This is a genomic window from Chromobacterium sp. HL1 (genome assembly GCF_057418835.1).
Genome location: NZ_CP162399.1, coordinates 3,593,895 through 3,620,224 on the forward strand (window position 1 = coordinate 3,593,895; position 26,330 = coordinate 3,620,224).

Here is a 26,330-nt window from a genome sequence, read left to right on the forward strand (position 1 = left end):
GGAAACGCCAAGATGCGTATCATCGAGAAAGCCTATACTTTCGACGACGTTCTCCTCGTCCCGGCCCATTCTGAAGTTCTGCCGCGCGACGTAGTTCTCTCCACCAAGCTTACCCGCAACATCACCCTGAACCTGCCCCTGGTGTCCGCCGCCATGGACACGGTGACCGAAGCCCGTCTCGCCATCGCCATGGCTCAAGAAGGCGGCATCGGCATCGTGCACAAAAACATGGACCCCGCGAAACAGGCCAGCGAAGTGTCCAAGGTGAAACGCCATGAAAGCGGCGTGGTCAAGGATCCCATCACCATCGCCCCGGACATGCTGGTGCGCGATCTGGTGCTGCTGACCCGCCATCACAAGATTTCCGGCCTGCCGGTGATCGAAGACGGCAAAGTGGTCGGCATCGTCACCAACCGCGACCTGCGCTTCGAGACCCGTCTGGACCAGAGCGTCGGCTCCATCATGACCCCGCGCGAGCGCCTGATCACCGTCAAGGAAGGCGCCAGCATCGACGAAGCCCGCGAGCTGATGCACACCCACCGCCTGGAGCGCGTGCTGGTGATCAACGACGCCTGGGAGTTGAAGGGTCTGATCACCGTCAAAGACATCATCAAGACCAGCGAACACCCCAACGCCAATAAGGACAACCAGGGCCGTCTGCGCGTAGGCGCCGCGGTCGGCACCGGCGGCGACACCGAAGAGCGCGTGATCGCGCTGGTGAAGGCCGGCGTGGACGTGATCGTGGTCGACACCGCCCACGGCCACAGCCAGGGCGTGATCGAGCGCGTGCGCTGGGTCAAGAAGAATTTCCCGGAAGTGGACGTAATCGGCGGCAACATCGCCACCGCCGCCGCCGCGATGGCGCTGGTTGACGCCGGCGCCGACGGCGTCAAGGTCGGCATCGGCCCCGGCTCCATCTGCACCACCCGCATCGTAGCCGGCGTGGGCGTGCCGCAGCTGACCGCCATCCACAATGTGTCCGAAGCGCTGAAGGGCACCGGCGTGCCGATGATCGCCGACGGCGGCATCCGTTTCTCCGGCGACATTTCCAAGGCGCTGGCCGCCGGCGGCAATTGCGTGATGCTGGGCGGCATGTTCGCCGGCACCGAGGAAGCCCCGGGCGAAGTCGAGCTGTTCCAGGGCCGTTCCTACAAGTCCTACCGCGGCATGGGCAGCTTGGGCGCGATGAGCCAGGGCTCGTCCGACCGCTACTTCCAGGACAACGAAGGCAATGTGGAAAAACTGGTGCCGGAAGGCATCGAAGGCCGCGTGCCGTACAAGGGCTCCATCGGCCAGGTGATCCACCAGTTGGTGGGCGGCCTGCGTTCTTCGATGGGCTACCTCGGTTGCGCCACCATCGCCGACATGCACGCCAAAGCGGAGTTCGTGGAAATCACTTCCGCCGGCATCCAGGAATCCCACGTCCACGACGTGCAGATCACCAAGGAAGCGCCGAACTACCACGTATCCCGTTAAGACCCGACGTCGTCAGGCATCCTTTACGGCAAAACCCGCGCCAAACGGCGCGGGTTTTTCATGGCTGAACCACCAGCGCGGTCAGGCCAGCGACAACATCAGCCGAGTGCGCAAGGCGGTGGGCGGATTGTCGTAAGGCGAATTCAAATACTCCTCCACGCACGGCACCTCGCCGAGCGCGCGCCCGCTGCCGGGCAGCCAGTGCCGGTACAGCCAGGACCAGGCCGTGGACAGTTCCGCGTACGGTCCCAGATGCGTCACGCAAGCGTACTCTCCGGCGGGAATCTCCCCCCATTCAAACCCATCCGGCAGCGTCCGGTCCTGCCAGGAGTCCGGCACCGTCACGCAGGCGATGGAGCGCAGCTTGGCCTCCTCCGTCTGTTCCGTATCATCCAGATACATCCCGAATGTGCGGCCTGGCGCGTCGCCGGCCGCGCAAGCCGGGCTGATGGCCTGTAAAGCGCCGAAGGCTTGGCCGATCTCCATATAACTGCCGATATGGCGGCGCATCAGCACCTTCAGCCCCTTATCCTGCTTGAGCAATGTCACTTCATGCATAACGGTCTCCCAGTCTTGCCTAGAAATGAACGCTCTGCGCTGGCGATAGCGGCCCGGACTCTCGCCGTAAGCCCTGGCGAAGGCCCGGACGAAGGCCGCGGTGCCGCCGTAGCCGGCGCGCGTCGCCACCCTCGACAAAGGCAGCGAGCCGCCGTCCAGCTGCCCGGCCGCGCGATGCAGCAACAGCCGCTGCCGGGTCTCTCCCACCGTTTCGGCCATCAGGCCGCGATACACGCGGTGAAAGTGAAAGGGCGACAAGCAGGCCTCCTCCGCCAACCTTTCCAGCGGCACCGGCCCATCCAGATGGCGCCACAGATAGTCCAGCACCCGCAGCATCCGCCACAAATACGGCGAATCCGGGCCGCCGTTGCGATAGAGCGTTCTCATGAAGTGAGCTTATCCCGCATCGATTGATTCGTTTTGCTGAGTTGGCTGTTGCAGCAGCAACCATTGCATGCGCTGGCACAGCTCCACCACGTAGTCCCACACCACGCGGTAGCGCAGCGTGCGGCGGATGTCGCTGCGGCCGCTGATCCAGTAAGAGCGGATGATGCGCAGCTCCGGCAACAACTGGCGCAGCCGCGCGTCGTCGTAGGTCAGATAATACGGCAATACCGCGATGCCGCCGTCGGCCAGCGCCGCCTGCTGCTGGCCCACCACGCTGGTGCAGCGCAGAGGGATCAAGGGGTTGCGGCACAGGCCGCGATGGAACATCAGCTCGCGCGAGAACAGCAGATCGTCGACATAGCCGACGATGGGATGCCCGGCCAGGTCCTCGCGCTCGCGGATGGGCGCATGCGCGTCCAGATAGGCCGGCGTCGCATACAGGCCCAGGCAGTAATCGGTCAGCTTGCGCGTCACCACCATATTGGCCTGCGGCCGCTCCAGCGCGATGGCGATGTCCACCTCGCGGTTGGTGATGCTGACAAAGCGCGGCACCGACACCAGATCGATCTCCAGCGCCGGGTAACGCTCCGTCAGCCGCGGCAGGTGCCGCGCCAGAAACAGCGAGCCCAAGCCCTCCGGCGCGCCCAGCCGCACCAGGCCGGCCACCTCCACATGGCCCACCCGCGCCTCGTCCTGCATCCGCGACGCGGTGTTTTCCAATTGCTCGGCCAGGGGCAGCAACTGCCGGCCGGCCGCGGTCAGTTGATAACCGTCCGGCTGCTGCACGAACAGCGGCTGGCCCAGCTGCCGCTCCAACTGTTCGATATGCCGGGCCACCGTCGCATGCGTGGTGCGCAGCTGCCGAGCCGCCGCCAGCAGCTTGCCGCTGCGCTGCAAGGCCAGAAAATAACGGATGTCGTTCCAGTCGAACATCAAGCCCTCCCCGTGTTTATGGTGCGCTTGCACACAAATATGACAGGCTTCAATTGCGCGGCTGTTAGAAAACTAACAGCTGTTGTTCCACTCTGGCTATTCCCAGGCCGGCCCGGCTTGATCTTATATGGTGGCGATACAGACGTCATAGGAAAGCGCGGCATGCAGGCATTGGCGGACACATTCGACTACATCATCGTCGGCGCGGGCAGCGCCGGCTGCCTGCTGGCCAACCGCCTGTCGGCCAATCCGCGACACCGCGTGCTGTTGCTGGAAGCCGGCGGCGAGGACAACTATCCGTGGATACACATCCCGGTCGGCTATCTCTACTGCATCGGCAATCCGCGCACCGACTGGTGCCTGCGCACCGCGCCCGAGGCCGGCCTGGGCGGACGCAGCCTCAACTACCCGCGCGGCAAGGTGTTGGGCGGCTGCTCCTCGATCAACGGCATGATCTATATGCGCGGCCAGGCCGCGGACTACGACGGCTGGGCTGCCCAGGGCTGCCCCGGCTGGAGCTGGGACGAGGTGCTGCCGGACTTTCTGCGCATGGAAGACCACTTCGACAGCGCCCGCGCCCAGCACGGCCACGGCGGCGAATGGCGGGTGGAACGGCAGCGGCTGTCCTGGGCGATCCTGGACGCCTTCCGCGACGCCGCGGAGCAGAGCGGCATCGCCCCGGTGGACGATTTCAACGGCGGCGACAACGCCGGCTGCGGCTATTTCGAAGTCAACCAACGCGGCGGACTGCGCTGGAACACCGCCAAGGCTTTTTTACGCCCGGTGCGCCAGCGCCCCAACCTCACCGTGCTGACCCATGCCGAGGCGGAAACCCTGCTGCTGGAGGACGGCCGCGCCGCCGGTATTGCATTCCTGCAACAGCGGCAACGCTGGCAGGCGCGCTGCCGCGGCGAAATCATCCTGGCCGCCGGCGCCATCGGCTCCCCGCTTTTGTTGCAGCGCAGCGGCATCGGTCCCGCCGCGCTGCTGCAAGAGCACGGCGTCGCCGTGCGCCATGCGCTGGCAGGCGTCGGCGCCAATCTGCAAGATCATCTGCAACTGCGCATGGTGTTCAAGGTCAGCGGCGCGCGCACGCTGAACCAACTGGCCAATAGCTGGAGCGGCAAGCTGGCCATGGGCTGGGAATACCTGTGGCGGCGCAGCGGCCCGCTGGCGATGGCGCCCAGTCAGTTGGGCGCTTTCGCCGCATCCGGGCCGGAACAGACGCGCGCCAACCTGGAATACCATGTGCAGCCGCTGTCGCTGGAACGCTTCGGCGAGCCGCTGCACCCCTTCCCCGCCTTCACCGCCTCGGTGTGCGACCTGCGTCCGCTCAGCCGCGGCCGGGTCGCCATCGGCGGCGCCGGTCTGGACGCCGCGCCGCTGATCCAGCCCAACTACCTCAGCCACCCGCGGGACCGCGCCGTCGCGGTGGCCGCGCTGCGGCTGACCCGGCGCATCGTCGCCGCGCCGGCGCTGGCGCGCTACCGGCCGGAAGAATACCTGCCCGGCCTCGCCGCCCAGAGCGACGCGGAGCTGGCCGCCGCCGCCGGCCGCATCGGCACCACCATCTTTCATCCGGTCGGCACCTGCAAAATGGGACAGGATACCGAGGCGGTGGTCGATGCCAGACTGCGCGTTCACGGACTATCCGGACTGAGAGTGGCGGACGCCTCCATCATGCCCGCCATCACCTCGGGCAACACCAACTCGCCCACGCTGATGATCGCGGAAAAAGCCGCCCGCATGATTTTGCAAGACCGCGCCGCGCAGGACTGAGCGCCGCGCGACATCGGAATCCATCCAAACAGAGGAAGCCCACTTCCCGCCCCACAACTTGTCGCAAAGCCACACCAAGAGGAGACAGCACCATGAGCAGCACCCTGACGCCCGCCGCCACGGCGGGACACGCGATCAGCGGCTCCGAGCGCAAAGTGATCTTCGCCTCGTCGCTGGGCACCGTTTTCGAGTGGTACGATTTTTTCCTGTACGGCGCGCTGGCGGCGGTGATCAGCAAGCAGTTCTTCGCCGGCGTCAATGAAACCACCGCCTTCATCTTCGCCTTGATGACCTTCGCCGCCGGCTTCCTGGTACGCCCCTTCGGCGCGCTGCTGTTCGGCCGGCTGGGCGATATGATAGGCCGCAAATACACCTTCCTCGCCACCATCCTGATCATGGGCGTGTCCACCTTCCTGGTGGGCCTGCTGCCCGGCTACGCCAGCATAGGCATCGCCGCGCCCATCCTGCTGGTGGTGCTGCGCATGCTGCAGGGCCTGGCGATAGGCGGCGAATACGGCGGCGCGGCCATCTACGTGGCCGAACACGCGCCGGATCACAAACGCGGCGCCTACACCAGCTGGATCCAGGTCACCGCCACCGCCGGCCTGCTGCTGTCGCTGCTGGTGATCCTGGCCTGCCGCAAACTCACCGGCCCGGCTTTCGACGACTGGGGCTGGCGCCTGCCCTTCCTGCTGTCGCTGGCGCTGCTGGCCATCTCCACCTGGATCCGGCTGTCCATGCACGAATCGCCGGCCTTTCTGAAAATGAAAGCCGAAGGCAAGCATTCCAAAGCGCCGCTGACCGAATCCTTCACCAACTGGAAGAACCTGCGCATCGTGCTCACCGCGCTGTTCGGCATCAACGGCGGCCAGGCGGTCACCTTCTATTGCGCGCAGTTCTACTCGCTGTTCTTCCTCACCCAGATCCTCAAGGTCGATTCGCAGATCGCCACCCAGCTGCTGGTGATGTCGCTGCTGATCGCCGCGCCGCTATTCCTGTACTTCGGCTATCTGTCCGACCGCATCGGCCGCAAGCCGGTGATGCTGACCGGCCTGCTGCTGGCGGCCTTGCTGACCTTTCCCGCCTTCAAATGGCTGACCGCCTACGCCAGCCCGGACATCGCCAACGCCGCGCGCCAGGCGCCGGTGGTGGTGGTGGCGGACCCGGCCAGCTGCCGCTTCCAGTTCGATCCGGTGGGCAAGGCCAAGCTCAGCAGCAGCTGCGATCAGGCCAAGGCCCTGCTGGCCAAGAACGGCGTGCCCTACCAGCGCCAGGCGGCGCCCACCGGCGGCGAAACCCAGATCAAGGTGGGCGAACAGACGCTGACCGGCTTCGACAAGGCCGCGTTGCTGGCCGCGCTGAAGCAGGCCGGCTATCCGGACAAGGCCGACCCGGACAAGATCAACTACCCGATGGTGGTGGCCGTGCTGGTGCTGCTCAGCCTGATCGCCGCCATGGTCTACGGCCCGCTGGCCGCCACCATGGTGGAGCTGTTCCCCACCCGCATCCGCTACACCTCGATGTCGCTGCCCTACCACATCGGCAACGGCTGGATAGGCGGCCTGTTCCCCACCGTGGCCTTCTCGCTGGTGGTCTACACCGGCGACATCCTCTACGGCCTGTGGTATCCGGTCATCGTCTACAGCGTCAGCTTCGTGGTCTGCCTGCTGGGCTTGAAGGAGACGCACCGCGCCGACATCCATCAATAAGCCCCTTCCCACGCGCACGGCGGACCTCCCGGTTCGCCGTGTTTCTGGGTAGACTGGGGCTTTCATCCCACCGCTCGCGCCGCCATGCCGATTCAACGCCTCAGCCAGCCCGAAACCCTGACCCTCAACCGCCACCGCCATCATCTGCGTCGCTGGGGCCCGCGCGACGCGCCGCTCTTGGTGCTGCTGCACGGCTGGATGGACAGTTCGGCCACCTTCCAATTCCTGGTGGACGCGCTGCCGGACGGCTGGCAAGTGGCGGCGCCGGACTGGCGCGGCTTTGGCGACAGCGACTGGAACGACGGCAGCTACTACTTCCCCGACTACCTGGCCGATCTCGACGCGCTGCTGGACGCGCTGTCGCCGCAACAGCCAGTGAAGCTGCTGGGCCACAGCATGGGCGCGATGATCGCCGGCATCTACGCCGGTATCCGCCCCGAACGCATAGAAAAGCTGGTGCTGGCCGAAGGCTTCGGCCTGGCCGCCACCAAGCCGGCGGAAGCGCCGGGCCGCTATGCGCGCTGGCTGCGCGAAACCCGCGCCGCGCCGGAGTTCGGCGATTTGCAGTCGCTGGACGCCGTGGCCGCCAAACTATTGGAACGCAACCCCAGGCTGACGCCGGAGCGCGCCCAATGGCTGGCGCGCGAACTGACCCGCCAGCGCGACGACGGCCTCTACTACCGCGCCGATCCGCGCCACAAAATGGTCAACCCGGTGCTGTACCGACTGGAAGAAGCGATGGCTTGCTGGCAGCGCATCAGCGCGCCGGTGCTGTGGGCGCTGGGCGGCGACACCGACGACCACCCGCTGGCCAAGAGCGTGGCCGCCAGCATGACGCAGCGGCGCGCCTGTTTCGCCCAACTCCAGGAAACCGTGATTGCCGACGCCGGCCACATGCTGCAATGGGAACAGCCGGAAACGCTAGCGGCGGCGATCCACGCGTTTTTCAGTCAGCCCCAATAAGAGCCGCTAAGAAAACCTCGCAGAGAACCTGAGCCAAGGCGCGCCGACGCAGGCAGTACAAGTGGTACGACAAGGAGGCGCAACGCAGGATCAGGGGTTTGGTTAGCGGATCAAAAAAAGCGCGGCCAAGCCGCGCTTTTCATCTCCCTTCCACAAACTCAAACACCTAGATAACGCCGCTCCAGGTGCGCCTTGAAATGCGCCGGGTTCAGCGTCTCGCCGGTGGCGCGCCGCACCAGTTCGTCCGTGCTACAGCGGCTGCCCTGGCTCCAGATATGGGTGTTCAGCCAGTTGAAGATGGGCTCCAGATTGCCGGCCGCCACCTGCGCGTCCAGCTCCGGCTCGGCGCGGCGCAGGCTGGCGAAATACTGCGCCGCGTACATCGCGCCCAGCGTGTAGCTGGGGAAATAGCCGAAGCCGCCGTCGGTCCAGTGGATGTCCTGCATGCAGCCGTTGGTGTAATTGCCGCGGGTGTCCACGCCCAGATAGGCCATCATCTTCTCGTCCCACAGCGCCGGGATGTCCTCGGCCTCGATCTCGCCGTCCATCAGCGCGCGCTCGATCTCGAAACGCAGAATCACATGCGCCGGATAGCACAGCTCGTCGGCGTCCACGCGGATGTAACCCGGCTGCACCCGGCTGTACAGGCCTTGCAGATTTTCCAGTGTAAACGCCGGCTGCTCGCCGAAATGGCTGCGGATCAGCGGCGCGATCAACTGCAGGAAGGCCGGGCTGCGGCCCAGCTGCATCTCGAAGGACAGACTCTGGCTCTCATGAATACCCATGGAGCGCGCGCGGCCCAGCGGCTGTTCCAGCCAGTCCTTGGGCAGGTTCTGCTCGTAACGGGCGTGGCCGGTTTCGTGAACAATGCCCATCAGGCTCTGGACGAAGTCATCGTCGCGGTAGCGGGTGGTGATGCGCACGTCTTCCGGCACCCCGCCGCAGAAGGGATGGCTGCTGACATCCAGCCGGCCGCCGTCGAAGTCGAAGCGCAGCAGCTTCATCGCCTCCACGCCCAAGGCGCGCTGCTGCGCCACCGCGAACGGCCCCACCGGCTCGATCACCGTTTCCGACGCCTGCTTGGCGCGCGCGCGTTCGATCAGGCCCGGCAGCCAGGACTTCACCTCGGTGAAAATGCGCTCGATCTCCGCGCTCTTCATCCCCGGCTCGTACTTGTCCATCAACGCGTCGTAACGGCTGCCGCCGCTGGCCTCCGCCAGCAAGCGGCCCTCCTCGCGCGACAGTTTGACCACCTCGCGCAGGTTTTCCAGAAAGCCCTTCCAGTCATTGGCCGGGCGCTGGCTGCGCCAGGCGTGCTCGCAGCGCGCGCCGGCCAGGGTTTTGGCCTCCACCAGCTCCGCCGGCAGCAGATTGGCCTGCGCCCATTCGCGGCGCATCTCGCGCAGATTGGCGCGTTGCAGCTCGTCCAGGTTTTCCTGTTCCGCCGCGTCCAGCTGCTCCTTCAGCTGCGGCGCGGTGATGATGCCGTGAGTCAGCACCCCCAGCTCCGCCAGCGCGGCGGCGCGGGCGTCGTTGCCCTTGCTCGGCATCATCGCCGCCTGGTCCCAGCCGGCGATGGCGCCGAGGTGGTTAAAGCGGTGCAGGCGGGCGAAAGTGTGGGTTAAAGCCTGGTAGGCGGATGTGTGCGTCATCTTGTCTCCTCTCTATAAAGAACCGATTTACGATCTGCTGCGCGTCGGCGATACGGTGTTGAGAACCGCTGTAGAATGCTCATGTAGCGCTACTCCTTCCGCTTTCTCAGCCGCAACGCCTGGTCTCGCCCCAGCTCGCGAGATCGTAAACACGCTCCACTTGTCAAAGCATGATGCCATCAGACTATTTGATCTGACAACTTCCGCCCCAAAATCCGCCAAAGCCGCGTATTGACAAGGATTTTGATTTTGTACATTATCAATATTCTATGACTCGCATGAGGTAAAATCATGCCATCCATCGCCGCCCAACTCTTTCTCGCCTACCAGGACCGCGACTGGGAGCGCGCGCGCCGCCTGCTGCGCGACGACGCCGTGATGCTGTGGCACTGCAGCGGCGAGTGCTTCCGCGGCGCGGACGCCATCGTCCACGTCAACCGCGTTTATCCGGAGGGCTGGAGCATACGCCTGCTGCAGGACAATCTGCTGGCCGACGGCCGCTGGCACGTGGTGGCGCAGGTAGACCACGGCGAGGCGCGCTTCTTCGCCAATTCCCTGTTCACGCTGGAACACGGGCTGATCAGCCAGATCGAGGAATACTGGGCCAGCGCCGAAGCGCCGCCGGCCTGGCGCGCGGGCTTGCCGGGCCGGGCCAGGCTGGAAGCCGCGCAGCCGGCTTGAGGCCGCGGGAACGGAAGCGTCGGGGGATGAAATAGCGGGCCCGTCGTTCCGACTCAAGCCGCCGGCTGGCCGGCGTTGCGCGCCTGGGCTTGCGGGAATTGGTGCCAGTAATAGAAGTACTCGCGCACCAGCAATAGAAAGGTGTTTTTCAGCTCCGCCTCGCGCAGATGCAATAACACCGCGTCCACCATCATGCGGAAGCTGTCGCCCTGGATGGGCTGGCCGTCCAATAGATAGAGCAGGGATTTGAGCAGGCGCTCGCGCAGATGGATGTCCGGCTCGGACATGCCGTCCTCGAACAGCTTGCCCAGGTAGAGGCCCAGCGACGGCGGGAAGCGGGAGAAGCCGTCGCGCTCCATCCGCGTCAGCAGCCCTTCCCAATCCGTCTCCAGCCACACCCGCACATTGCGCACCGAAAAACCGCTGCGCGCGGTGATCTCCACCACTTTCTTGGTATCGCCCAGCCAGAAGTAATAGAACTCGCGGGTACAGGTCAGCGCCAGCACCTGCTCGTCCGGCGAGCAGGCCTGCAGCAGGCGTTCGCAAGGACCGCGGAAGCCTTCCGCGTTGCGCTCGACGCCGTCCAGCCAGGGCAGCAGCAGTTCCAGAATGCGACGCCTTTCGTCGATCACCTGAGCCAGCGCGCCCTGACGCGCCAACAATCGCATATAAGCTTCCAGCGCCGCCTTCAAATCGCTCATGCCCTTTCCCCAGCCCTCCCGGATGCCGCGACTGCCCCGAATGCGAAAGCGAGCCGTTCTTGGCGGCCCGTCCTGAGCGTGCGTTCGCGCCCGCCGTCACGCGTCATGCGCACAGCGGGCGAACTGCTCTTATTTTCGGACAGAAATGTTGCAGACTCCAGACGGGATTCGCGGCGACGCGGTCATTTTCCCAAGCGCGGAGGCCATCCTCGCCTTGTCTCGCCCTAGTTCGCGGGACCTTGAGCAGCCGCCAAGACCGGCGTCAGGCTCAGGCGCAAATCCGCGCCCACCATGCGCGCGTCGCGTATGCTCAGCCGCTGCTTGTCGGCCAGGTCTTCCAGCGGCGGCCAGGCGAACAGGCCGCGCGCGGCGTCGCCGGCCAGCGACGGCGCCAGGTAGAGCACGATCTCGTCCACCAGCCCGGCGCGCAGCAGCGCGCCGTTGAGACCGGCGCCCGCTTCCACCATCAGCATATTGACGCCGCGTTGCGCCAAGGCCGCCAGCAAAGCCGGCAGATCGGCATGGCCGTCGGCCAGCCGCGGCAGGGTCAGCAGCTCCGCGCCGGCGCGGTAGGACTCCAAACGCGCGGCCTCGTGATCGCAGGTGGCCAGCAAGGTGGCGCCGTCCTGGTAGATGCGCTGTTCCGGCCGCGTGCGCAGATCGCTGTCCAGCAGCACCCGCAGCGGCTGGCGCTCGCAGGGGACTTCCCGCACCGTCAGTTGCGGATCGTCGGCCAGCACGGTGCCGCTGCCGGTGAGCACCGCACAGTGTTCGGCGCGCAGGCGATGCACGTCCCGCCGCGCCTCCGGGCCGGTGATCCATTGGCTGCGGCCGTTGAGCAAGGCGGTCTTGCCGTCCAGCGTGGCGGCGGCCTTGAGCGTGACCCAGGGGCGGCCGCACTCGACGCGCGACAGAAAACCGCGATGCACTTGCCGCGCCTCGGCTTCCATCAGCCCGGCGTCGGCGGCGATGCCGGCGGCGCGCAGCATGGCCAGGCCGCGGCCGGCCACTTCGTGGTAGGGGTCCACCATCGCCGCGGCCACCCGAGCCACGCCCTCGTCGATCAGACGCCGCGCGCACGGCGGGGTGCGGCCGTGGTGGCTGCACGGCTCCAGCGTGACGTAGGCGGTGGCGCCGCGCGGGGACAGGCCGCGCGCCAGACAGTCCTTGATCGCCTGGATTTCCGCGTGATCGCCGCCCACTTCCAGGGTGGCGCCCTCGCCGATCACCGCGCCGTCGCGCACCAGCACGCAGCCCACGCCCGGATTGGGCGCGGCGCGGCGGGTGGCCGCGGCGGCCAGCCGCAACGCGCGCTGCATGTGACGATGGTCATCGGCGGAATAATTCATGATTCATTGCTTCCATTCTTGAGCCAGCAGGCTGTACTGCCTGGCGTCGCAATAGCGGCCCTGCAACAACAAGTACTCGCGCAGCACGCCTTCGTAGCGGAAGCCCAGCCGCTCCGCCACCGCGCAGCTGCGATGATTGTCCGCCGCCGCGTCTATCGCCACCCGGTGCAGGCCCAAGGGGCCGAAGGCTTCGGCCAGCAACAGGCGCAGCGCCGCCTGCATCACGCCCTGCCCCACCTGGCGGCGGTCCAGCCAATAGCCGACGAAGGCGTGGCGGTTCAAATCGTCGATGGCGTGCAGATCGCAAACGCCGGCCAGCGCGCCGTCGCGCAATACCAGCCAAGTATAGGCCTTGCCGATCTGACGGCCGACGGCGGCGGATTCCAGAAAAGCGCGGGAGTCCGCCTCGGAGCGGGTCAGGGGCTCCCACGGCATCCACGGCCGCAGCGCATCGCGGTTGGCGTTGATCAGCGCGAACAGCGCCGGCGCGTCGGACAACTCCGGCGCGCGCAGCGAAACATTGGAAGGCAGGGGTTCTACCATGGAGGGCACCCGCGATGACGGAAGAATAGAGCAGTCTACTCCAGCCGCCCGCCGGTCGGTCAATGCGAAGACTTCTGGATTTCCTTGATGGCGTCGGAAAACTCGGACACATCCTGAAAGCTGCGGTACACCGAGGCGAAACGCACATAAGCCACTTTGTCCAGGCGCGCCAGTTCATTCATCACCATTTCGCCGATCTCGCGGCTGGAGACTTCGCGCTCGCCCAATTGCAGCAGCTTGTGACAGATGCGGTCTATCGCCTCGTCCACCAAGGCGGTGGGCACCGGGCGCTTGTGCAGCGCGCGCAGGAAGCTGGTGCGCACTTTCTCGATGTCGAATTCCGAACGGTGGCCGGCGGTTTTCACCACCTGCGGCATGCGCACGTCGGCGGTTTCAAAGGTCGTGAAACGCTTCTCGCACACCGGGCAGCGCCGCCGCCGCCGGATGCTGCTGCCGTCCTCACTGACGCGGGAGTCGATTACCTGAGTATCGGCATTGCCGCAGAACGCGCATTTCATGACTTAATCCTAAGGGTTCCAATGTAGGGATGTTATCAGCAATGCGCAGTCAAGTTAATGCCGCTATCGCCCGCCCATGAAAAAGACGCCCCTGGGGGCGTCTTTCAGCGGCCGAGACCAGCTTGGCTTATTTGGAGTACACCGGGAAACGATGGCACAGCGCGGTGGCTTGCTCGGCCACGCGGGCGATCAGCGCGTCGTCGTTCGGGTTGTCCAGCACGTCCGCCACCAGATTGGCCACCTGGATGGCTTCGGCTTCCTTGAAGCCGCGGGTGGTGATGGCCGGGGAGCCGATGCGGATGCCGGAGGTCACGAACGGGGTTTCCGGGTCGTTCGGAATCGCGTTCTTGTTCACGGTGATGTGGGCGCGGCCCAGCAGCGCGTCGGCCGCCTTGCCGGTCAGGCCCTTGGCGCGCAGGTCCACCAGGAACACATGGCTCTCGGTGCGGCCGGATACGATGCGCACGCCGCGCTCGCCCAGGGTCTTGGCCATGATGGCGGCGTTCTTCAGCACTTGTTCCTGATACACCTTGAACTCGGGCAGCAGCGCTTCCTTGAAGGCCACGGCCTTGGCGGCGATCACGTGCTCCAGCGGGCCGCCTTGCAGGGTCGGGAACACATTGCTGTTGATGCTCTTCTCGAACTCGGCCTTGGCCAGGATGATGCCGCCGCGCGGACCGCGCAGGGTCTTGTGGGTGGTCGAGGTCACGAAGTCGGCGAACGGCACCGGGTTCGGGTAAACGCCGGCGGCGATCAGACCGGCGTAATGCGCCATGTCCACCATGAAGTAAGCGCCGCATTTCTTGGCGATCTGACCCATGCGCTCGAAGTCGAAACGCAGCGCGTAAGCGGAAGCGCCGCCGATGATCAGCTTGGGCTTGGTTTCCATCGCTACGCGTTCCATGTCGTCGTAGTCGATTTCTTCCTTGTCGTTCAGACCGTAGGCGACGATGTTGAACATCTTGCCGGACAGGTTGGCCGGGGAGCCGTGGGTCAGGTGACCGCCGTGGCCCAGGTTCATGCCCATCACGGTGTCGCCCGGCTTCAGGATGGAGAAGTACACCGCCTGGTTGGCCTGGCTGCCGGAGTGCGGCTGCACGTTGGCGTATTCCGCGCCGAACAGCTGCTTGACGCGGTCGATGGCGAGCTGTTCCACCACGTCCACGTGTTCGCAACCGCCGTAGAAGCGCTTGCCCGGGTAGCCTTCGGCGTACTTATTGGTCAGTTGGGAGCCCTGGGCTTCCATCACCGCGGGGCTGGTATAGTTTTCCGAGGCGATCAACTCGATGTGATCTTCCTGGCGTTGGCACTCGGCTGCAATCGCAGCGGCAAGTTCTGGATCAAATGTGGCAATCGTCTGGTCAGCAGCGAACATCTTTGACTCATCCATCAAAGGGTTAACGATGCGGGCATTCTACACGAAATGCCGGAGCGAAATCCTTAACGTGAAGCAATTGTCGCGGGGGAAAATCCGCCCCGCCGCGCGTTCAAGGCAGGGTGTAATCGAAGTCGTAAAAATGCTCGCCGGCGGTGATGGTGATGCGCAGGCAGCCGCTGATGCCGCTCAGTTCCTCGGTTCCGGAATCCGGCGTCACCATGATGGCTTGCTCGGCAGTTCCGCGCGTCATCGTGGCGCTGTGCTGCAGCACAAAGCCGCCCTTGCGGCCGTGCAGGCTGCCCTGCACCCGCTCCATGGCGACATAGCCGGCCGAACCCGGCTCCGCGCTGCGAAAGCTCAGCATCTCGCCCTGGCTGACCGCGTCCAGGTCGCCATGGAAACGCTTGTCCAGCGACAGGCGGCCAAGACCGCTGGAGGCGGCGGCCTCGCTCAATGGCTCCGGGGCGAGCTTGACGTCGAAACGGCCGCTGGCGATGGCTTTCATCATGTCTCCTCAAGGTTGCGCCGCCGCGAGCGCGGCAAGCCATCGTCATGATAGCGCAGCCGCTCCGGCTTGCGCTCGCCGATAAGCCGCGTCCCATCCATAGGCGCGCGCCTTCCCGAACCAGGGCCTTTGATTAAGGAAAGAGGGCAACAGCCCCCTTTCTGTCATTCCCGGCTATCCACCAGAATCAGCTCGGCGTCTTCGCTGGCGACGATGCGCAACAGCGCTTCATCCTTAATCGCTGCGCCGTCGCGGGCTTGCAGCGCCACGCCGTTGACTTCCGCCAGGCCGCGGGCCAACACCAGGTAGCCGCGGCGCTCCGCGCCCAGCGGATAGTCCGCGCTTTCGCCGGCTTTGAGGGTGGCGCCCAACACGCGGGCGTCGGCGCGGATGGGCAAGGCCTGATCGTCGCCATCCATGCCGCTGGCCAGCGCGACGAAGGCGCCGGAGCGGTCCGCCTTGGGAAAGGGCTTGCTGCCCCAGGACGGGTCCCCGCCGCGCCGCTCCGGCATGATCCAGATCTGGAAGATGTGGGTGTCGACGGCTTCCAGATTGTATTCAGAATGCACGATGCCGCGGCCGGCGCTCATCACTTGCACGTCGCCGGCCTCGGTGCGGCCCTGGTTGCCCAGATTGTCGCGGTGGCTGATCGCGCCTTCGCGGACATAGGTGACGATTTCCATGTCCGCGTGCGGATGCGGCGGGAAGCCGGTGCCCGGCGCGATGACGTCGTCGTTCCACACTCGCAGCGCGCCCCAGTGCATGCGTGCCGGGTCGTGGTATTCGGCAAAGGAGAAATGGTGCTTGGCGTCCAGCCAGCCATGATGGGCGCCGCCCAAGGCGGCGAAGGGACGATGCTCGATCATATGGTCCTCCGATATTGTGGCGAGGCGCCGCCTGCGCGGCGACGCGTCCGATGCAGCCACTATACGCAGCGGGCCAGGGGCTGATAAGCCGAGGGATCGAATAGCATTCTTTCCATTTTTGATGCAATCAATGCGCCATACTGATTTTTAAACGCTAAAATTGGAATCAATCTATCCAACTCCTGCCTATTTATGAAACGACTGCCCGATCTGGAAGCCTGGGCGATTTTCGCCAAGGTGGCGGAATGCGGCTCCTTCGCGCGCGCCGCCGCGGAGCTGACGCTGTCCCAGGCCACGGTGTCCAAGGCGATTTCCCGCCTGGAAGCCCGGATGAAAACCATGCTGTTGCACCGCAGCTCGCGGCGGCTGTCCTTGACCGAGGCCGGCCACGCCGCGCTGGAGCGGGCCAGCCGCATCCTGGCGGAAGGCGAGGCGGTGGAGGCGGACATCGCCGAGCAATCCTCCAGCTTGCGCGGGCCGGTGCGGGTGACTGCGCCGATGTCTTTCGGGCTGTCTCATTTGGCGCCGCTGCTGCCGGAGTTCATGGCGCGGCATCCGGAAGTGGAGCTGGATTTCCATTTCAGCGACGAGCAAGTGGACCTGGTGGCCAAGCGCCTGGACCTGGCGCTGCGCATCGCCTCGCTGGCCGACTCCAGCCTGCTGGCGCGTCGCCTGTGCGCGGTGCGCATCCTGCTGGTGGGCTCGCCGGCGTATTTTGCGCGCCACGGCCGGCCCAGCCATCCCCGCGAGCTGTCCGCGCATCGCGCGCTGTTGTACAGCAACGCGCCCGGCGGCGAGTTCTGGCGCTTTCGCCACGCGGAGCAAGGCGAATTCGCGCTGGAAATGCCTACGTCGCTGCGGGTCAACAACGCCGAGGCGCTGACGCCGGCGCTGCGCGCCGGCCTGGGCCTGGCCTTGCAGCCGGAGTTTCTGGCCTGGCGGGACTTGCAGGCCGGCGAGCTGGAAACCGTGATGATGGATTGGCAGGTGGACCCGATCGCGCTCTACATCCTGACGCCGCCGGGCCGCAGCCGGCCGGCGCGGGTGCAGGCCTTGATCGACTACCTGGCGGCGCGGCTGGCCGTCGCGCCGTGGGCGGATTGCCGTTAGCGGCTAACGATAAGCGCAATGGCAAAGCCCCGCTCGAGGCGGGGCGTGATCACCGGACAAGGCGGGACGAGGCTTACAAATCGTCGGCGGTGAAGAACAGCGGCACGCCGTCCTTGCTGTCCGGATGCAGCTCCGCCAGCACATGCACTTCGCGCACATGGCATTCCGCCATCAGTTCACGGAAGCTTTCCTCGATCAGCGGCACAGTGTCCAGCGCCGCCAGCGGCCAGACGAAGGCTTCCCAATTGCGTTCGTCGCCTTCGGCGGACAGGGTGATGTGCAATTCGCCGTTGTCGTGGGCGGACAGGATGGCCACCGGCTCCTTGTTCAGTTCGCGCAGTCTGCGGATCTGGCTGCTGGCGAACACCTGCATCGCCACCTCGAAGCGAGCGTAGTTGCCGGCCACCATCGCCTGCATCGCCGGCATCGGCGGGCGGGCGATGGGGAAGAGCGTCACGCCGTCGGCCTTCAATTGCTCGCCCAGGAATTTCATCAGCGGCATGCCCCAAGCGCCCACCGCGCCGCCCAGGCGCAGCGGCGGCTCGGCGCCTTCCGGCTGGATCGCGACGCCCAGCAGGTAGCGCAGGAACACGCCCTCTTCCTTCACCGTGACCGGCGCCGGCTGTTGCGGCAGCAGCGCGCGCGCATGGGCCGGATCGCGGTTCAGCTTATAGAGCTGGGCGGAGTCCAGCCCCACCACGCTGTCCGGGTGCAGCAGCGCGCCGCCCAGGGCGACGTCGGCGTCGGCGGCGAACACGCCGTGCTCGCGCAGCAATTGGTTCAGGCCGGCCACATCTGCGATCTCGCCCGGCAGCGTGGTCTGGTTCTTGCTGCCGGCCACCAGCACCAGCGGCATGGCGAAGACGATGGCGCGGCCGCCGCCGGTGTTTTCCACCGCGTCGCGCAGCGCGTCCCACACCAGTTGATAGCATTGCTGAGACGGCACCATGGCCAGCGCCACCGAGATGGACAGCAGTTCGCCGCGCGCCAGCATCTCGGCCATCGCGTCGCGCACCGCGGAGAACCACATTTCCCGATCGGACTCGGTCTTGGCGTTCAACGCCGACTGGGCGTTGTGGATCAGCATATTGGTCAGCGCCACTTGCGGGTGGTACTGGCGCGGATCGGGAAGGGTGTGGCGTACGGCGTCCATGAAGGGGAATCCTGCGGCAATCGGAAAACCGCTATTTTGGCACAGCTGCGACAGCCATGGTGCGCCGCGACAGCGACGGCCTCGGCCGCGATGTACCAGATGCGCGACAGAAAATTATAATTTCACACATTTGCGAAAAACAACATGTTGACACTCGATACCGCAATCTGGATAATTCGTTCTCGTTGAGATGCAGCAATTGCTTCTTGATAGTTTCTCCTCTATTTCTCCTTTGTAGACTTGGCGCGGACCTAACGGTACCGCGCATTTTTTTTGCCTTTTTCCGGCGACGCCCCATGCTAAGCAAACGCTAAGCTTCTGTTAAATCAATAGAATTATTAAAATCCATGTAGCTAGGGAACTTGCCTGCCGGCACCGATCAGTGTCTCCGTTTTCTTCTTCACCCCCATCTCGCCCCTGCCCCGCCCCAGCCGAATCTTAGTCCCAAGCAATGCCATTTAGATTTAAACAGACCAAGTATATGATTAATGGCATTAGAACGGATTTCGTTTGTGAAAATTTAGGAAAACAAGCGGGAAGGAACTGTTGGATTCGAAAACAAATGAACAAGACTAAGACGCCGCCGAAAACCAGGAGGCTGGGGAGAGACGGGGCCGCGCCAGTGGAAAGCGGCGGCGGACGAATGAGGAGCAGATGGTTGCTGCGCCCCAAAAAACAATGGGCCGCGCGGCAAAAAACCGCACGGCCCGAATCCTATCCGGAAACCGGTTAAGGAAATATGACAAATATCAACGGCGTTCGACTTGCGTCACGTCGCGCACCGCGCCGGTGTCGGCGCTGGTGGTCATCGCCGCGTAGGCGCGCAAGGCCGGGCTGACCACGCGGTCGCGGCCCAGCGGTTTCCAGGCGTCGCGGCCCTTGGCTTCCATCGCCGTGCGCCGCGCCGCCAGCGTTTCATCGCTGATCGCCAGACGGATGGAGCGGCCGGGGATGTCGATCTCGATGCGGTCGCCCTCTTCCACCAGGCCGATGGCGCCGCCCTCGGCCGCTTCCGGCGACACATGGCCGATGGACAGACCAGAGGTGCCGCCGGAGAAGCGGCCGTCGGTCAGCAAGGCGCACTCCTTGCCCAGGCCCTTGGATTTCAGATAGCTGGTGGGATAGAGCATTTCCTGCATGCCCGGGCCGCCCTTGGGGCCTTCGTAGCGGATCACCACCACGTCGCCGGCCACGATGCGGTCGGCCAGGATGGCCTCCACCGCCGCGTCCTGGCTTTCGAAGATGCGGGCGCGGCCGTTGAATTTGAGGATGGAGTCGTCGACGCCGGCGGTTTTGACGATGCAGCCGCGCTCGGCGATATTGCCGGACAGCACGGCCAGGCCGCCGTCCTGGGAATAAGCGTGCTCGCGGTCGCGGATGCAGCCCTCGGCGCGGTCGTCGTCCACCGTCGGGTAACGCATGGACTGCGAGAAGGCGATGGTGGTGGGCACGCCGCCCGGCGCCGCGCGGTAGAAGCGCCGCGCTTCGCTGTCTTCGCCGTGGCGGCAGATGTCCCAGGCTTCCAGCGCTTCGCCCAGCGTGGCGCTGTGCACGGTGGGCACTTCGCGGCGGATCAGGCCGGCGCGGTCCAGCTCGGCCAGGATGGCCACCACGCCGCCGGCGCGGTGCACGTCTTCCATATGGTATTTCTGGGTGGCCGGCGCCACCTTGGCCAGACACGGCACCGAGCGCGAAATGCGGTCGATGTCCGCCATCTTGAAGTCCACGCCGGCTTCCTGCGCCGCCGCCAGCAGGTGCAGCACGGTATTGGTGGAGCCGCCCATGGCCACGTCCAGGCTCATCGCGTTCTCGAACGCGGCCTTGGAGGCGATGGCGCGCGGCAGCAAGCTGGCGTCGTCCTGTTCGTAATGGCGCTTGGTGATATCCACGATCAGACGGCCGGCGCGCAGGAACAATTCCTTGCGGTCCGCGTGCGTGGCCACCAGGCTGCCGTTGCCGGGCAGGGACAGGCCCAAGGCCTCGGTCAGGCAGTTCATGGAGTTGGCGGTGAACATGCCGGAGCAGGAGCCGCAGGTGGGACAGGCGGAGCGCTCCACGCGCTCGACGTCCTCGTTGGACACCGCGCTGTTGGCGGCTTCCACCATCGCGTCCACCAGGTCCAGCTTGCGGATGTCGTTGCCCCACTGCACCTTGCCGGCTTCCATCGGGCCGCCGGAGACGAACACCACCGGGATGTTCAGGCGCATCGCCGCCATCAGCATGCCGGGGGTGATCTTGTCGCAGTTGGAGATGCACACCAGCGCGTCGGCGCAGTGGGCGTTGACCATGTATTCCACGCTGTCGGCGATCAGGTCGCGGCTGGGCAGGCTGTAGAGCATGCCGCCGTGGCCCATGGCGATGCCGTCGTCGATGGCGATGGTGTTGAATTCCTTGGCCACGCCGCCGGCGCGTTCGATTTCCCGCGCCACCAGTTGACCCATATTGTGCAGGTGCACGTGCCCGGGCACGAACTGGGTGAAGCTGTTGGCGATGGCGATGATGGGTTTGCCGAAGTCGTCGTCCTTCATGCCGGTGGCGCGCCATAGAGCGCGGGCACCCGCCATATTGCGGCCGGCGGTGGAAGTGCGGGAGCGGTATTGGGGCATTGCTGATTCCTTAATTTCTACATGAGGGGAAAGGCGCTCCGGGCCTGGCCTGCTTTAAGGCCGGGCCGCCTGGCTCCGGGTGCCGGGGAGCTCAAGGCAAAAATGCGTCGGGCGGCGGGTGGGCCGCGCGACGCGTGGGAACGCTTTCCCATATAATCCGTCCACATTCTTTTACCGCAAACGCACACGGCTGACAAATGATCATTCATCCGCAGTTCGACCCCGTGGCCATCCAGCTGGGCCCGTTGGCCATTCATTGGTACGGCCTGATGTACTTGCTGGGCTTCGCCAGCTTCCTGATCCTGGGCAACTACCGCATCAAGCGCGGCCACGCTTTCCTCACCTCCAAACTGCTGGACGATCTGCTGATGTACGGCGCCGTCGGCGTGGTGCTGGGCGGCCGCCTGGGCGAGGTGCTGTTCTACCAGCCCGGCTATTATTTTAGTCATCCGCTGGAGATTCTGATGGTGTGGAAAGGCGGCATGTCCTTCCACGGCGGTTTCATCGGCGTGCTGATCGGTGTGGCGCTGTTTGCGCGCAAGCACGGCCGCAGCTTCTGGGAAGTCACCGACTTCATCGCGCCGCTGGTGCCGCTGGGCCTGGCCGCCGGCCGCATCGGCAACTTCATCAACGGCGAGCTGTGGGGCCGGGTGGCCGATCCCCAACTGCCGTGGGCGATGCTGTTTCCGCAGGCCAAGATGGACGATCTGATCCAGGCGCAGCAATCGTCCGACCTGATGGTAACCCTGCTCAACTACGGCGGCCTGCCGCGTCATCCGTCGCAGCTGTACGAGTTCGCGCTGGAAGGCCTGGCGCTGTTCGCGCTGCTGTGGTGCTTCAGCGCCAAGACCCGCGCGCGCGGCCAGGTGTCGGCGCTGTTCCTGATCGGCTACGGCCTGGCGCGCTTCGGCAGCGAATACTTCCGCACTCCGGACGCCGGCATCTTCGGCCAGTCCGACGTGATCAGCATGGGCCAGTGGCTGAGCCTGCCGATGATCGTGATCGGCCTGGCGCTGTTCTACCTGTTCGGCAAGCGCAAGGCGGCCTGAGCCGGGCTAGGCTAGAATGCTTGCTATACGCGGCGGTTTTTAGTCCGCCGCTTCAAGGCCAGTCTTAATGACTGGCCTTTTTGAATCGCCGGCCCGCCGGCGCCAGCCCTTGCGGCTTTTCGTCCGCAATAGAGGAAAACACTGCCATGACCGCCATCAAACTGACGCTGGCCGGCGCGCTGCTGGCCGCCGCCGCCCTGACCAACGCAGCCCCGACCGTGCTCAAGGTCTCCGCCATCCCGGACGAGTCCCCCACCGAGCTGCAGCGCAAGTTCGCGCCGCTCGGCCAATACCTGGAAAAAGAGCTGGGCATCCCGGTGCAGTTCGTGCCGGTGTCGGACTACGCCGGCGTGGTCACCGCGCTGACCTCGGACAAGCTGGACATGGCCTGGCTGGGCGGCTTCACCTATGTGCAGGCCAGCCAGCGCGGCAAGGTGGTGCCGCTGGTGCAGCGCGAGGAGGACAGCAAGTTCACCTCCACCTTCATCACCAGCGGCCCGGCCAAGAGCCTGAAGGAGCTGAAGGGCGACAGCTTCGCCTTCGGTTCCGCCTCCTCCACCTCCGGCCACCTGATGCCGCGCTATTTCATGCAGAAGGACGGCCTCAAGCCGGAAAGCTTCTTCAAGAACGTCGCCTATTCCGGTGCTCACGACGCCACCGTGGCCTGGGTGGCCGCCGGCAAGGTGGAGGCCGGCGTGTTGAACAGCTCGGTGTGGCAGAAGCTGGTGGAAAGCAAGAAGGTGGATACCGCCAAGGTGCGCGTGATCGCCACCACCCCGGCCTACTACGACTACAACTGGACGGTGCGCGGCAGCATGGACAAGGGCTTGCAGGACAAGATCCGCCAGGCCTTCCTCAAGCTGGACGCCAAGAACCCGGATCAGAAAGCCGTGCTGGATCTGCAACGCGCCAGCCGCTTCATCCCCACCAAGCCGGACAACTATAAGGGCATCGAAGCCGCCGCCGCGGCCGCCGGGCTGCTGAAATGAGCCTGGAGCTGCGTGGCGTCGGCCTGAGCCTGGACGGCGCCGTCATCCTGCGCGGCATCGATCTGCAGCTTGCCGCCGGCGAGCAGGCGGCCCTGATCGGCCCGTCCGGCGCCGGCAAAAGCACCCTGCTCTTGCTGGCCAACACCGGCCTGCGCCCGGACTGCGGCGCGGTCCGGCTGCTGGACGCCGATCCCTGGCGCTTGCCGCGCCGCGCCTTGCGCGCGCTGCGCGCGCGCATAGGCAGCGTCTACCAGACGCCGCCGCTGCCGCCGCGCCAGCGCGTGATCCACGCGGTGGCCGCCGGCCGGCTGGGCCAGGGCGGCGAACTGGCGGCCTTGCGCCGCCTGCTGTGGCCGGACGACGCCGCCGGCGTCGCCGCCGAGCTGGAACGGCTGGGTCTGGCCGACAAACTATGGCAGCGCTGCGATCAGCTGTCCGGCGGACAGCGTCAGCGCGTCGGCATCGCCCGCGCGCTGTACCAGCGGCCAGACCTGATGCTGGCCGACGAGCCGGTGTCGGCGCTGGACCCCAAGCTGGCCAACGACAGCATACGCCTGCTGTGCGAGGACGCCCGCGCCCGCCGCGCCACCCTGCTGGCCAGCCTTCACTCGGTACAGCTGGCGCTGGCGCATTTCCCGCGCATCATCGGCCTGCGCGACGGCGCCGTCGCCTTCGATCTGCCGCGCGAGCAAGTCCATACCCAGCTGCTGGCCGAGCTCTACGCCGGCGAGATGCCCGAGACCGCGGCAGAGCCGGCAGCGCCCGCCGCGCTCAGAGGCCTGCAATGCTGAGACCCGCGCCGCGCGACCCGGCCGCCCGCACGCGGCTGGGCTGGCTGCTGCTGACCCTGGCCTTGCTGCTGCCGACGCTGCCGCTGACCCAGTTCACGCTGAGCACTCTGTTCAACGGCGACACCTGGCTCAGCCTGGCGCGTTTCGCCGCCGGCTTTCTGCCGCCGGCCCACGACGGTGATTTTCTGAAAGAAGTGGCCAAGGAAACCGCCACCACGCTGGCGGTGGCCAGCGCCGGCCTGTGCCTGGCCATGCTGCTGGGCGCGCCGCTGGCCTTCGCCACCAGCCGCGCGCTGGACGATCACCAGCTCACCGCGGTCCGGCCGCGCCGCACCGTCCTGGCCGCGCAAAGCCTGCTGCGCGGGCTGATGGTGTGGCTGCGCGGCGTGCCGGACATCGTCTGGGCGCTGCTCTTCGTCCGCGCCGCCGGCCTGGGCAGTCTGCCGGCGGTGCTGGCCTTGGGCCTGGCCTACGGCGGCATGCTGGGCAAGGTTTACGCGGAGATCCTGGAATCCCAGCCGCGCGCGCCGGCCCAGGCGCTGGCAGCGGCCGGGGCCAGCCGCTGGCAACGGCTGTGCTGGGCGCTGTGGCCTCAGGCCCTGCCGGAATTGATCAGCTACAGCGTTTACCGCTGGGAATGCGCGATCCGCGCATCGGCGGTGATGGGCTTCGTCGGCGCCGGCGGCATCGGCCAATTGCTGGACAGCAGCCTGAAAATGCTCAACGGCGGCGAGGTCGGCGCCCTGCTCCTGGTATTCCTGCTGCTGGTGGGCTTGAGCGAGGGCGTCAGCCGCTGGTCGCGGCGCGCGCTGGAGCGCGACGGCGGCGGACGCCGCCTATTGCTGGCCGGCGGCGCGCTGACCGCGTTCAGCCTGTGCTGGCTGTGGCCGGATTGGCGCGCCAACGGCTTTGATTGGCGCGGCCTGCCGCGCTTCGCCATGGAATTCCTGCCGCCGGACCTCTCCGCCCCAAACTTGCGGCCATTGGGACAAGGCGTGGTGGAAACCTTGGCGATGTCGGCGCTGGGCACGGTGCTGGCCGCCTTGCTGGCCATGCCGCTGGCGCTGCCGGCCGCCGGCCGGCTGGGCACAGCCGCCAAGCGCGCGACGCGGCTGTTGCTGAATATGCTGCGCGGCATTCCGGATCTGCTGTGGGCGGCGCTGGCGGTATTGGCGCTGGGCCTGGGGCCGGCCGCCGGGGTGCTGGCGCTGGCGCTGCACACCGCCGGCGTGCTGGGCCGTCTGTTCGCGGAAACGCTGGAAAACGCGCCGCCGCAAGCGGAACAGGCGCTGCTCAACGCCGGCGCGGGCCGCATCGCCGCCTTCTGCTACGGGCCGCTGCCCATGGTGGCCAGCCAATGGCTGGCCTATACGCTGTACCGCTGGGAAAACAATATCCGCATCGCCACCGTGCTCGGCATCGTCGGCGCCGGCGGCCTGGGCCAGCAGCTGTATCTGGCGCTGTCGCTGTTCCAACAACAAGCCGCCTCGGCCGTCATCCTGGCGATGGTGGCGCTGTCCTGGGGCGTGGAACAGCTGAGCCGCGCGCTGCGCCGGCGCATGGGCTGAAACGAGGACGGGGCGGCAAGCCTAAGCCTGCCGCCCCGTCGTCTAGCGCCCTCACCCCACGTCTATCGAGCTTCCCTGCACGCGGCCAGGCCGCAGAGAAACATCGCCAGCGCGGCGAAAGCCAGCCCCTTGGCCAAGACGAACGGCCACGCCGCCGAACCGGCGTCCGCCAACGCCATGCCCAGCAAAGCCACCGCGCAAGCGGCCGCGGCCATGCACAAGGAGCCGAGATACCACCCTTTCTTGCTCATCACGTTTCTCCTCTTCCCACACATCGAATCTTCTTATTGTTCCAGCCTGCCTCGCCAGGCGACGTCCACGAACATCGCCCGTTCAGATTGCCAGCCATGGCCGGCTGCCGCAATAGGGCGTCTCCCCCAAGCCCGCCAAGGGGCGGACGGCGACGTCTCAGCCCTCCTGCTCCGCCGGCGCGGCGGGCAGCGTTTTTTGCTTCAAGTACAACAAGGCTTCGCGGATACGGTCGCGGAAAGCCGTTTTCTCTTCCAGCCACTGTAACGGCCGACCAACGGCGATGTCGACGAAGAAGGGCACCGGCAGCCATTGACCGCGCCCCATCGCCCGGCCCAGGCCGTGCAGATAGACCGGCACCACCGGCACCTCGGGGAAATCCCGGCTCAGATACCAGATGCCGGACTTGATCTCGGACAGCACCTCGGGCTCGCCGCGCGAGCCTTCCGGAAACAGGATCAGGATGCGGCCCTGGCGCAGCGCCTCGCGGCAGCCTTCCAGCGGGTCCAGACCCTTGGCCACGCCCCCGCGCACCACCGGGATGATGCCCACCACCTGGGTGGCGAACCAGGCGAACAGGCGGTTCTTCAGGAAGTAATCCGCCGCCGCCGCCGGCTGCACCTCGGGGATGCGGCCCAGCGGAAACAGGCTGTACAGCGCCAGGATGTCCAGGTGGCTGTTGTGGTTGGCCACCACGATGGCCGGGCCGCGCAAGGGCAGCCGTTCCTGGTGGCGCACCGTCACCCCCAGCCACAGACGCACCACCGGCCGGGCCAGCAGCAGTACGAACAGAATGCGCAGCAATCGGCTCATCATC

24 protein-coding genes are annotated in these 26,330 nt (G+C 66.0%); 10 read left to right on the plus strand and 14 right to left on the minus strand.

The features are described from left to right. Window positions 1–12: 12 nt before the first annotated feature. The gene (gene guaB, locus AB1Z25_RS16325; protein WP_107798476.1) at window positions 13–1,476 is read left to right on the plus strand and encodes an IMP dehydrogenase; all 1,464 of its coding nucleotides are present in this window, start codon (window positions 13–15) and stop codon (window positions 1,474–1,476) included. 81 nt (window positions 1,477–1,557) lie between these two features. On the opposite strand, the gene AB1Z25_RS16330 is transcribed toward guaB, so the two are convergent. Next, on the minus strand, window positions 1,558–2,421 hold the full coding sequence (locus AB1Z25_RS16330) for an AraC family transcriptional regulator (protein ID WP_486635699.1): 864 nt from the start codon (window positions 2,419–2,421) through the stop codon (window positions 1,558–1,560). A 9-nt stretch (window positions 2,422–2,430) separates the two neighbouring features. Further along, window positions 2,431–3,354 carry a LysR family transcriptional regulator gene (locus tag AB1Z25_RS16335; RefSeq protein WP_107798474.1) on the minus strand — a complete coding sequence of 308 codons (924 nt, stop codon included), beginning with the start codon at window positions 3,352–3,354 and terminating at the stop codon, window positions 2,431–2,433. Between the two features lie 162 nt (window positions 3,355–3,516). Between AB1Z25_RS16335 and AB1Z25_RS16340 the strand changes: the two genes are divergently transcribed. From AB1Z25_RS16340 to AB1Z25_RS16350, 3 genes are all read left to right on the plus strand, one after another. Beyond that, window positions 3,517–5,133, plus strand: a complete 1,617-nt coding sequence (locus tag AB1Z25_RS16340; RefSeq protein WP_486635700.1) for a GMC family oxidoreductase — start codon at window positions 3,517–3,519, stop codon at window positions 5,131–5,133. A gap of 92 nt (window positions 5,134–5,225) precedes the next feature. Then, the gene (locus AB1Z25_RS16345) at window positions 5,226–6,842 is read left to right on the plus strand and encodes an MFS transporter (RefSeq protein WP_486635701.1); all 1,617 of its coding nucleotides are present in this window, start codon (window positions 5,226–5,228) and stop codon (window positions 6,840–6,842) included. 84 nt (window positions 6,843–6,926) lie between these two features. Beyond that, on the plus strand, window positions 6,927–7,805 hold the full coding sequence (locus tag AB1Z25_RS16350) for an alpha/beta fold hydrolase (RefSeq protein ID WP_486635702.1): 879 nt from the start codon (window positions 6,927–6,929) through the stop codon (window positions 7,803–7,805). A 158-nt stretch (window positions 7,806–7,963) separates the two neighbouring features. On the opposite strand, the gene AB1Z25_RS16355 is transcribed toward AB1Z25_RS16350, so the two are convergent. Further along, window positions 7,964–9,457, minus strand: coding sequence for a carboxypeptidase M32 (locus AB1Z25_RS16355; RefSeq protein WP_486635703.1), 1,494 nt, complete (start codon window positions 9,455–9,457; stop codon window positions 7,964–7,966). 291 nt (window positions 9,458–9,748) lie between these two features. On the opposite strand from AB1Z25_RS16355, the gene AB1Z25_RS16360 reads away from it, so the two are divergent. Continuing rightward, on the plus strand, window positions 9,749–10,138 hold the full coding sequence (locus AB1Z25_RS16360) for a nuclear transport factor 2 family protein (protein ID WP_107798469.1): 390 nt from the start codon (window positions 9,749–9,751) through the stop codon (window positions 10,136–10,138). Window positions 10,139–10,191: 53 nt separating this feature from the next. On the opposite strand, the gene AB1Z25_RS16365 is transcribed toward AB1Z25_RS16360, so the two are convergent. The 7 genes from AB1Z25_RS16365 to AB1Z25_RS16395 form a co-directional block, all read right to left on the minus strand. After that, window positions 10,192–10,839, minus strand: a complete 648-nt coding sequence (locus tag AB1Z25_RS16365; protein WP_486635704.1) for a hypothetical protein — start codon at window positions 10,837–10,839, stop codon at window positions 10,192–10,194. A gap of 224 nt (window positions 10,840–11,063) precedes the next feature. Continuing rightward, window positions 11,064–12,188, minus strand: a complete 1,125-nt coding sequence (gene ribD, locus AB1Z25_RS16370; protein ID WP_486635705.1) for a bifunctional diaminohydroxyphosphoribosylaminopyrimidine deaminase/5-amino-6-(5-phosphoribosylamino)uracil reductase RibD — start codon at window positions 12,186–12,188, stop codon at window positions 11,064–11,066. Window positions 12,189–12,191: 3 nt separating this feature from the next. Next, a complete protein-coding gene (locus AB1Z25_RS16375) occupies window positions 12,192–12,731 on the minus strand; it encodes a GNAT family N-acetyltransferase (protein WP_146176579.1) in 540 nt (179 codons plus the stop codon). A gap of 59 nt (window positions 12,732–12,790) precedes the next feature. Next, window positions 12,791–13,249, minus strand: a complete 459-nt coding sequence (gene nrdR, locus AB1Z25_RS16380) for a transcriptional regulator NrdR (protein WP_019100637.1) — start codon at window positions 13,247–13,249, stop codon at window positions 12,791–12,793. 127 nt (window positions 13,250–13,376) lie between these two features. Then, window positions 13,377–14,624 (minus strand): serine hydroxymethyltransferase, encoded by a 1,248-nt coding sequence (gene glyA / locus AB1Z25_RS16385; RefSeq protein ID WP_486635706.1) that lies wholly within the window; start codon window positions 14,622–14,624, stop codon window positions 13,377–13,379. Between the two features lie 112 nt (window positions 14,625–14,736). Further along, window positions 14,737–15,132, minus strand: coding sequence for a DUF3224 domain-containing protein (locus AB1Z25_RS16390; protein ID WP_486635707.1), 396 nt, complete (start codon window positions 15,130–15,132; stop codon window positions 14,737–14,739). A gap of 164 nt (window positions 15,133–15,296) precedes the next feature. Continuing rightward, complete coding sequence (locus AB1Z25_RS16395) at window positions 15,297–15,998, minus strand: pirin family protein (RefSeq protein ID WP_486635708.1); 702 nt, start codon at window positions 15,996–15,998, stop codon at window positions 15,297–15,299. Between the two features lie 192 nt (window positions 15,999–16,190). On the opposite strand from AB1Z25_RS16395, the gene AB1Z25_RS16400 reads away from it, so the two are divergent. After that, entirely contained in the window at window positions 16,191–17,108 is a 918-nt protein-coding gene (locus tag AB1Z25_RS16400; RefSeq protein ID WP_486635709.1) for a LysR family transcriptional regulator, read from the plus strand. A gap of 73 nt (window positions 17,109–17,181) precedes the next feature. On the opposite strand, the gene AB1Z25_RS16405 is transcribed toward AB1Z25_RS16400, so the two are convergent. Next, window positions 17,182–18,261, minus strand: coding sequence for a hypothetical protein (locus AB1Z25_RS16405; RefSeq protein ID WP_486635710.1), 1,080 nt, complete (start codon window positions 18,259–18,261; stop codon window positions 17,182–17,184). Between the two features lie 749 nt (window positions 18,262–19,010). After that, complete coding sequence (gene ilvD, locus AB1Z25_RS16410; protein WP_486635711.1) at window positions 19,011–20,867, minus strand: dihydroxy-acid dehydratase; 1,857 nt, start codon at window positions 20,865–20,867, stop codon at window positions 19,011–19,013. Between the two features lie 197 nt (window positions 20,868–21,064). On the opposite strand from ilvD, the gene lgt reads away from it, so the two are divergent. The 4 genes from lgt (at window position 21,065) to phnE (ending at window position 25,264) form a co-directional block, all read left to right on the plus strand. Next, on the plus strand, window positions 21,065–21,916 hold the full coding sequence (gene lgt, locus AB1Z25_RS16415; RefSeq protein ID WP_486635712.1) for a prolipoprotein diacylglyceryl transferase: 852 nt from the start codon (window positions 21,065–21,067) through the stop codon (window positions 21,914–21,916). Between the two features lie 146 nt (window positions 21,917–22,062). After that, the gene (locus AB1Z25_RS16420) at window positions 22,063–22,905 is read left to right on the plus strand and encodes a putative selenate ABC transporter substrate-binding protein (RefSeq protein ID WP_486635713.1); all 843 of its coding nucleotides are present in this window, start codon (window positions 22,063–22,065) and stop codon (window positions 22,903–22,905) included. Next, window positions 22,902–23,696, plus strand: coding sequence for a phosphonate ABC transporter ATP-binding protein (locus AB1Z25_RS16425; protein WP_486635714.1), 795 nt, complete (start codon window positions 22,902–22,904; stop codon window positions 23,694–23,696). The genes AB1Z25_RS16420 and AB1Z25_RS16425 overlap by 4 nt, the downstream gene beginning before the upstream one ends. After that, window positions 23,690–25,264: a phosphonate ABC transporter, permease protein PhnE gene (gene phnE, locus AB1Z25_RS16430; protein ID WP_486635715.1), complete on the plus strand. Its 1,575-nt coding sequence runs from the start codon at window positions 23,690–23,692 to the stop codon at window positions 25,262–25,264. Before AB1Z25_RS16425 ends, phnE begins: the two co-directional genes overlap by 7 nt. Before the next feature lie 62 nt (window positions 25,265–25,326). On the opposite strand, the gene AB1Z25_RS16435 is transcribed toward phnE, so the two are convergent. Both AB1Z25_RS16435 and AB1Z25_RS16440 read right to left on the minus strand, forming a co-directional pair. Next, a complete protein-coding gene (locus AB1Z25_RS16435; RefSeq protein ID WP_107798457.1) occupies window positions 25,327–25,515 on the minus strand; it encodes a hypothetical protein in 189 nt (62 codons plus the stop codon). 157 nt (window positions 25,516–25,672) lie between these two features. Next, window positions 25,673–26,326, minus strand: coding sequence for a lysophospholipid acyltransferase family protein (locus AB1Z25_RS16440; protein WP_486635716.1), 654 nt, complete (start codon window positions 26,324–26,326; stop codon window positions 25,673–25,675). Window positions 26,327–26,330 lie beyond the last annotated feature (4 nt).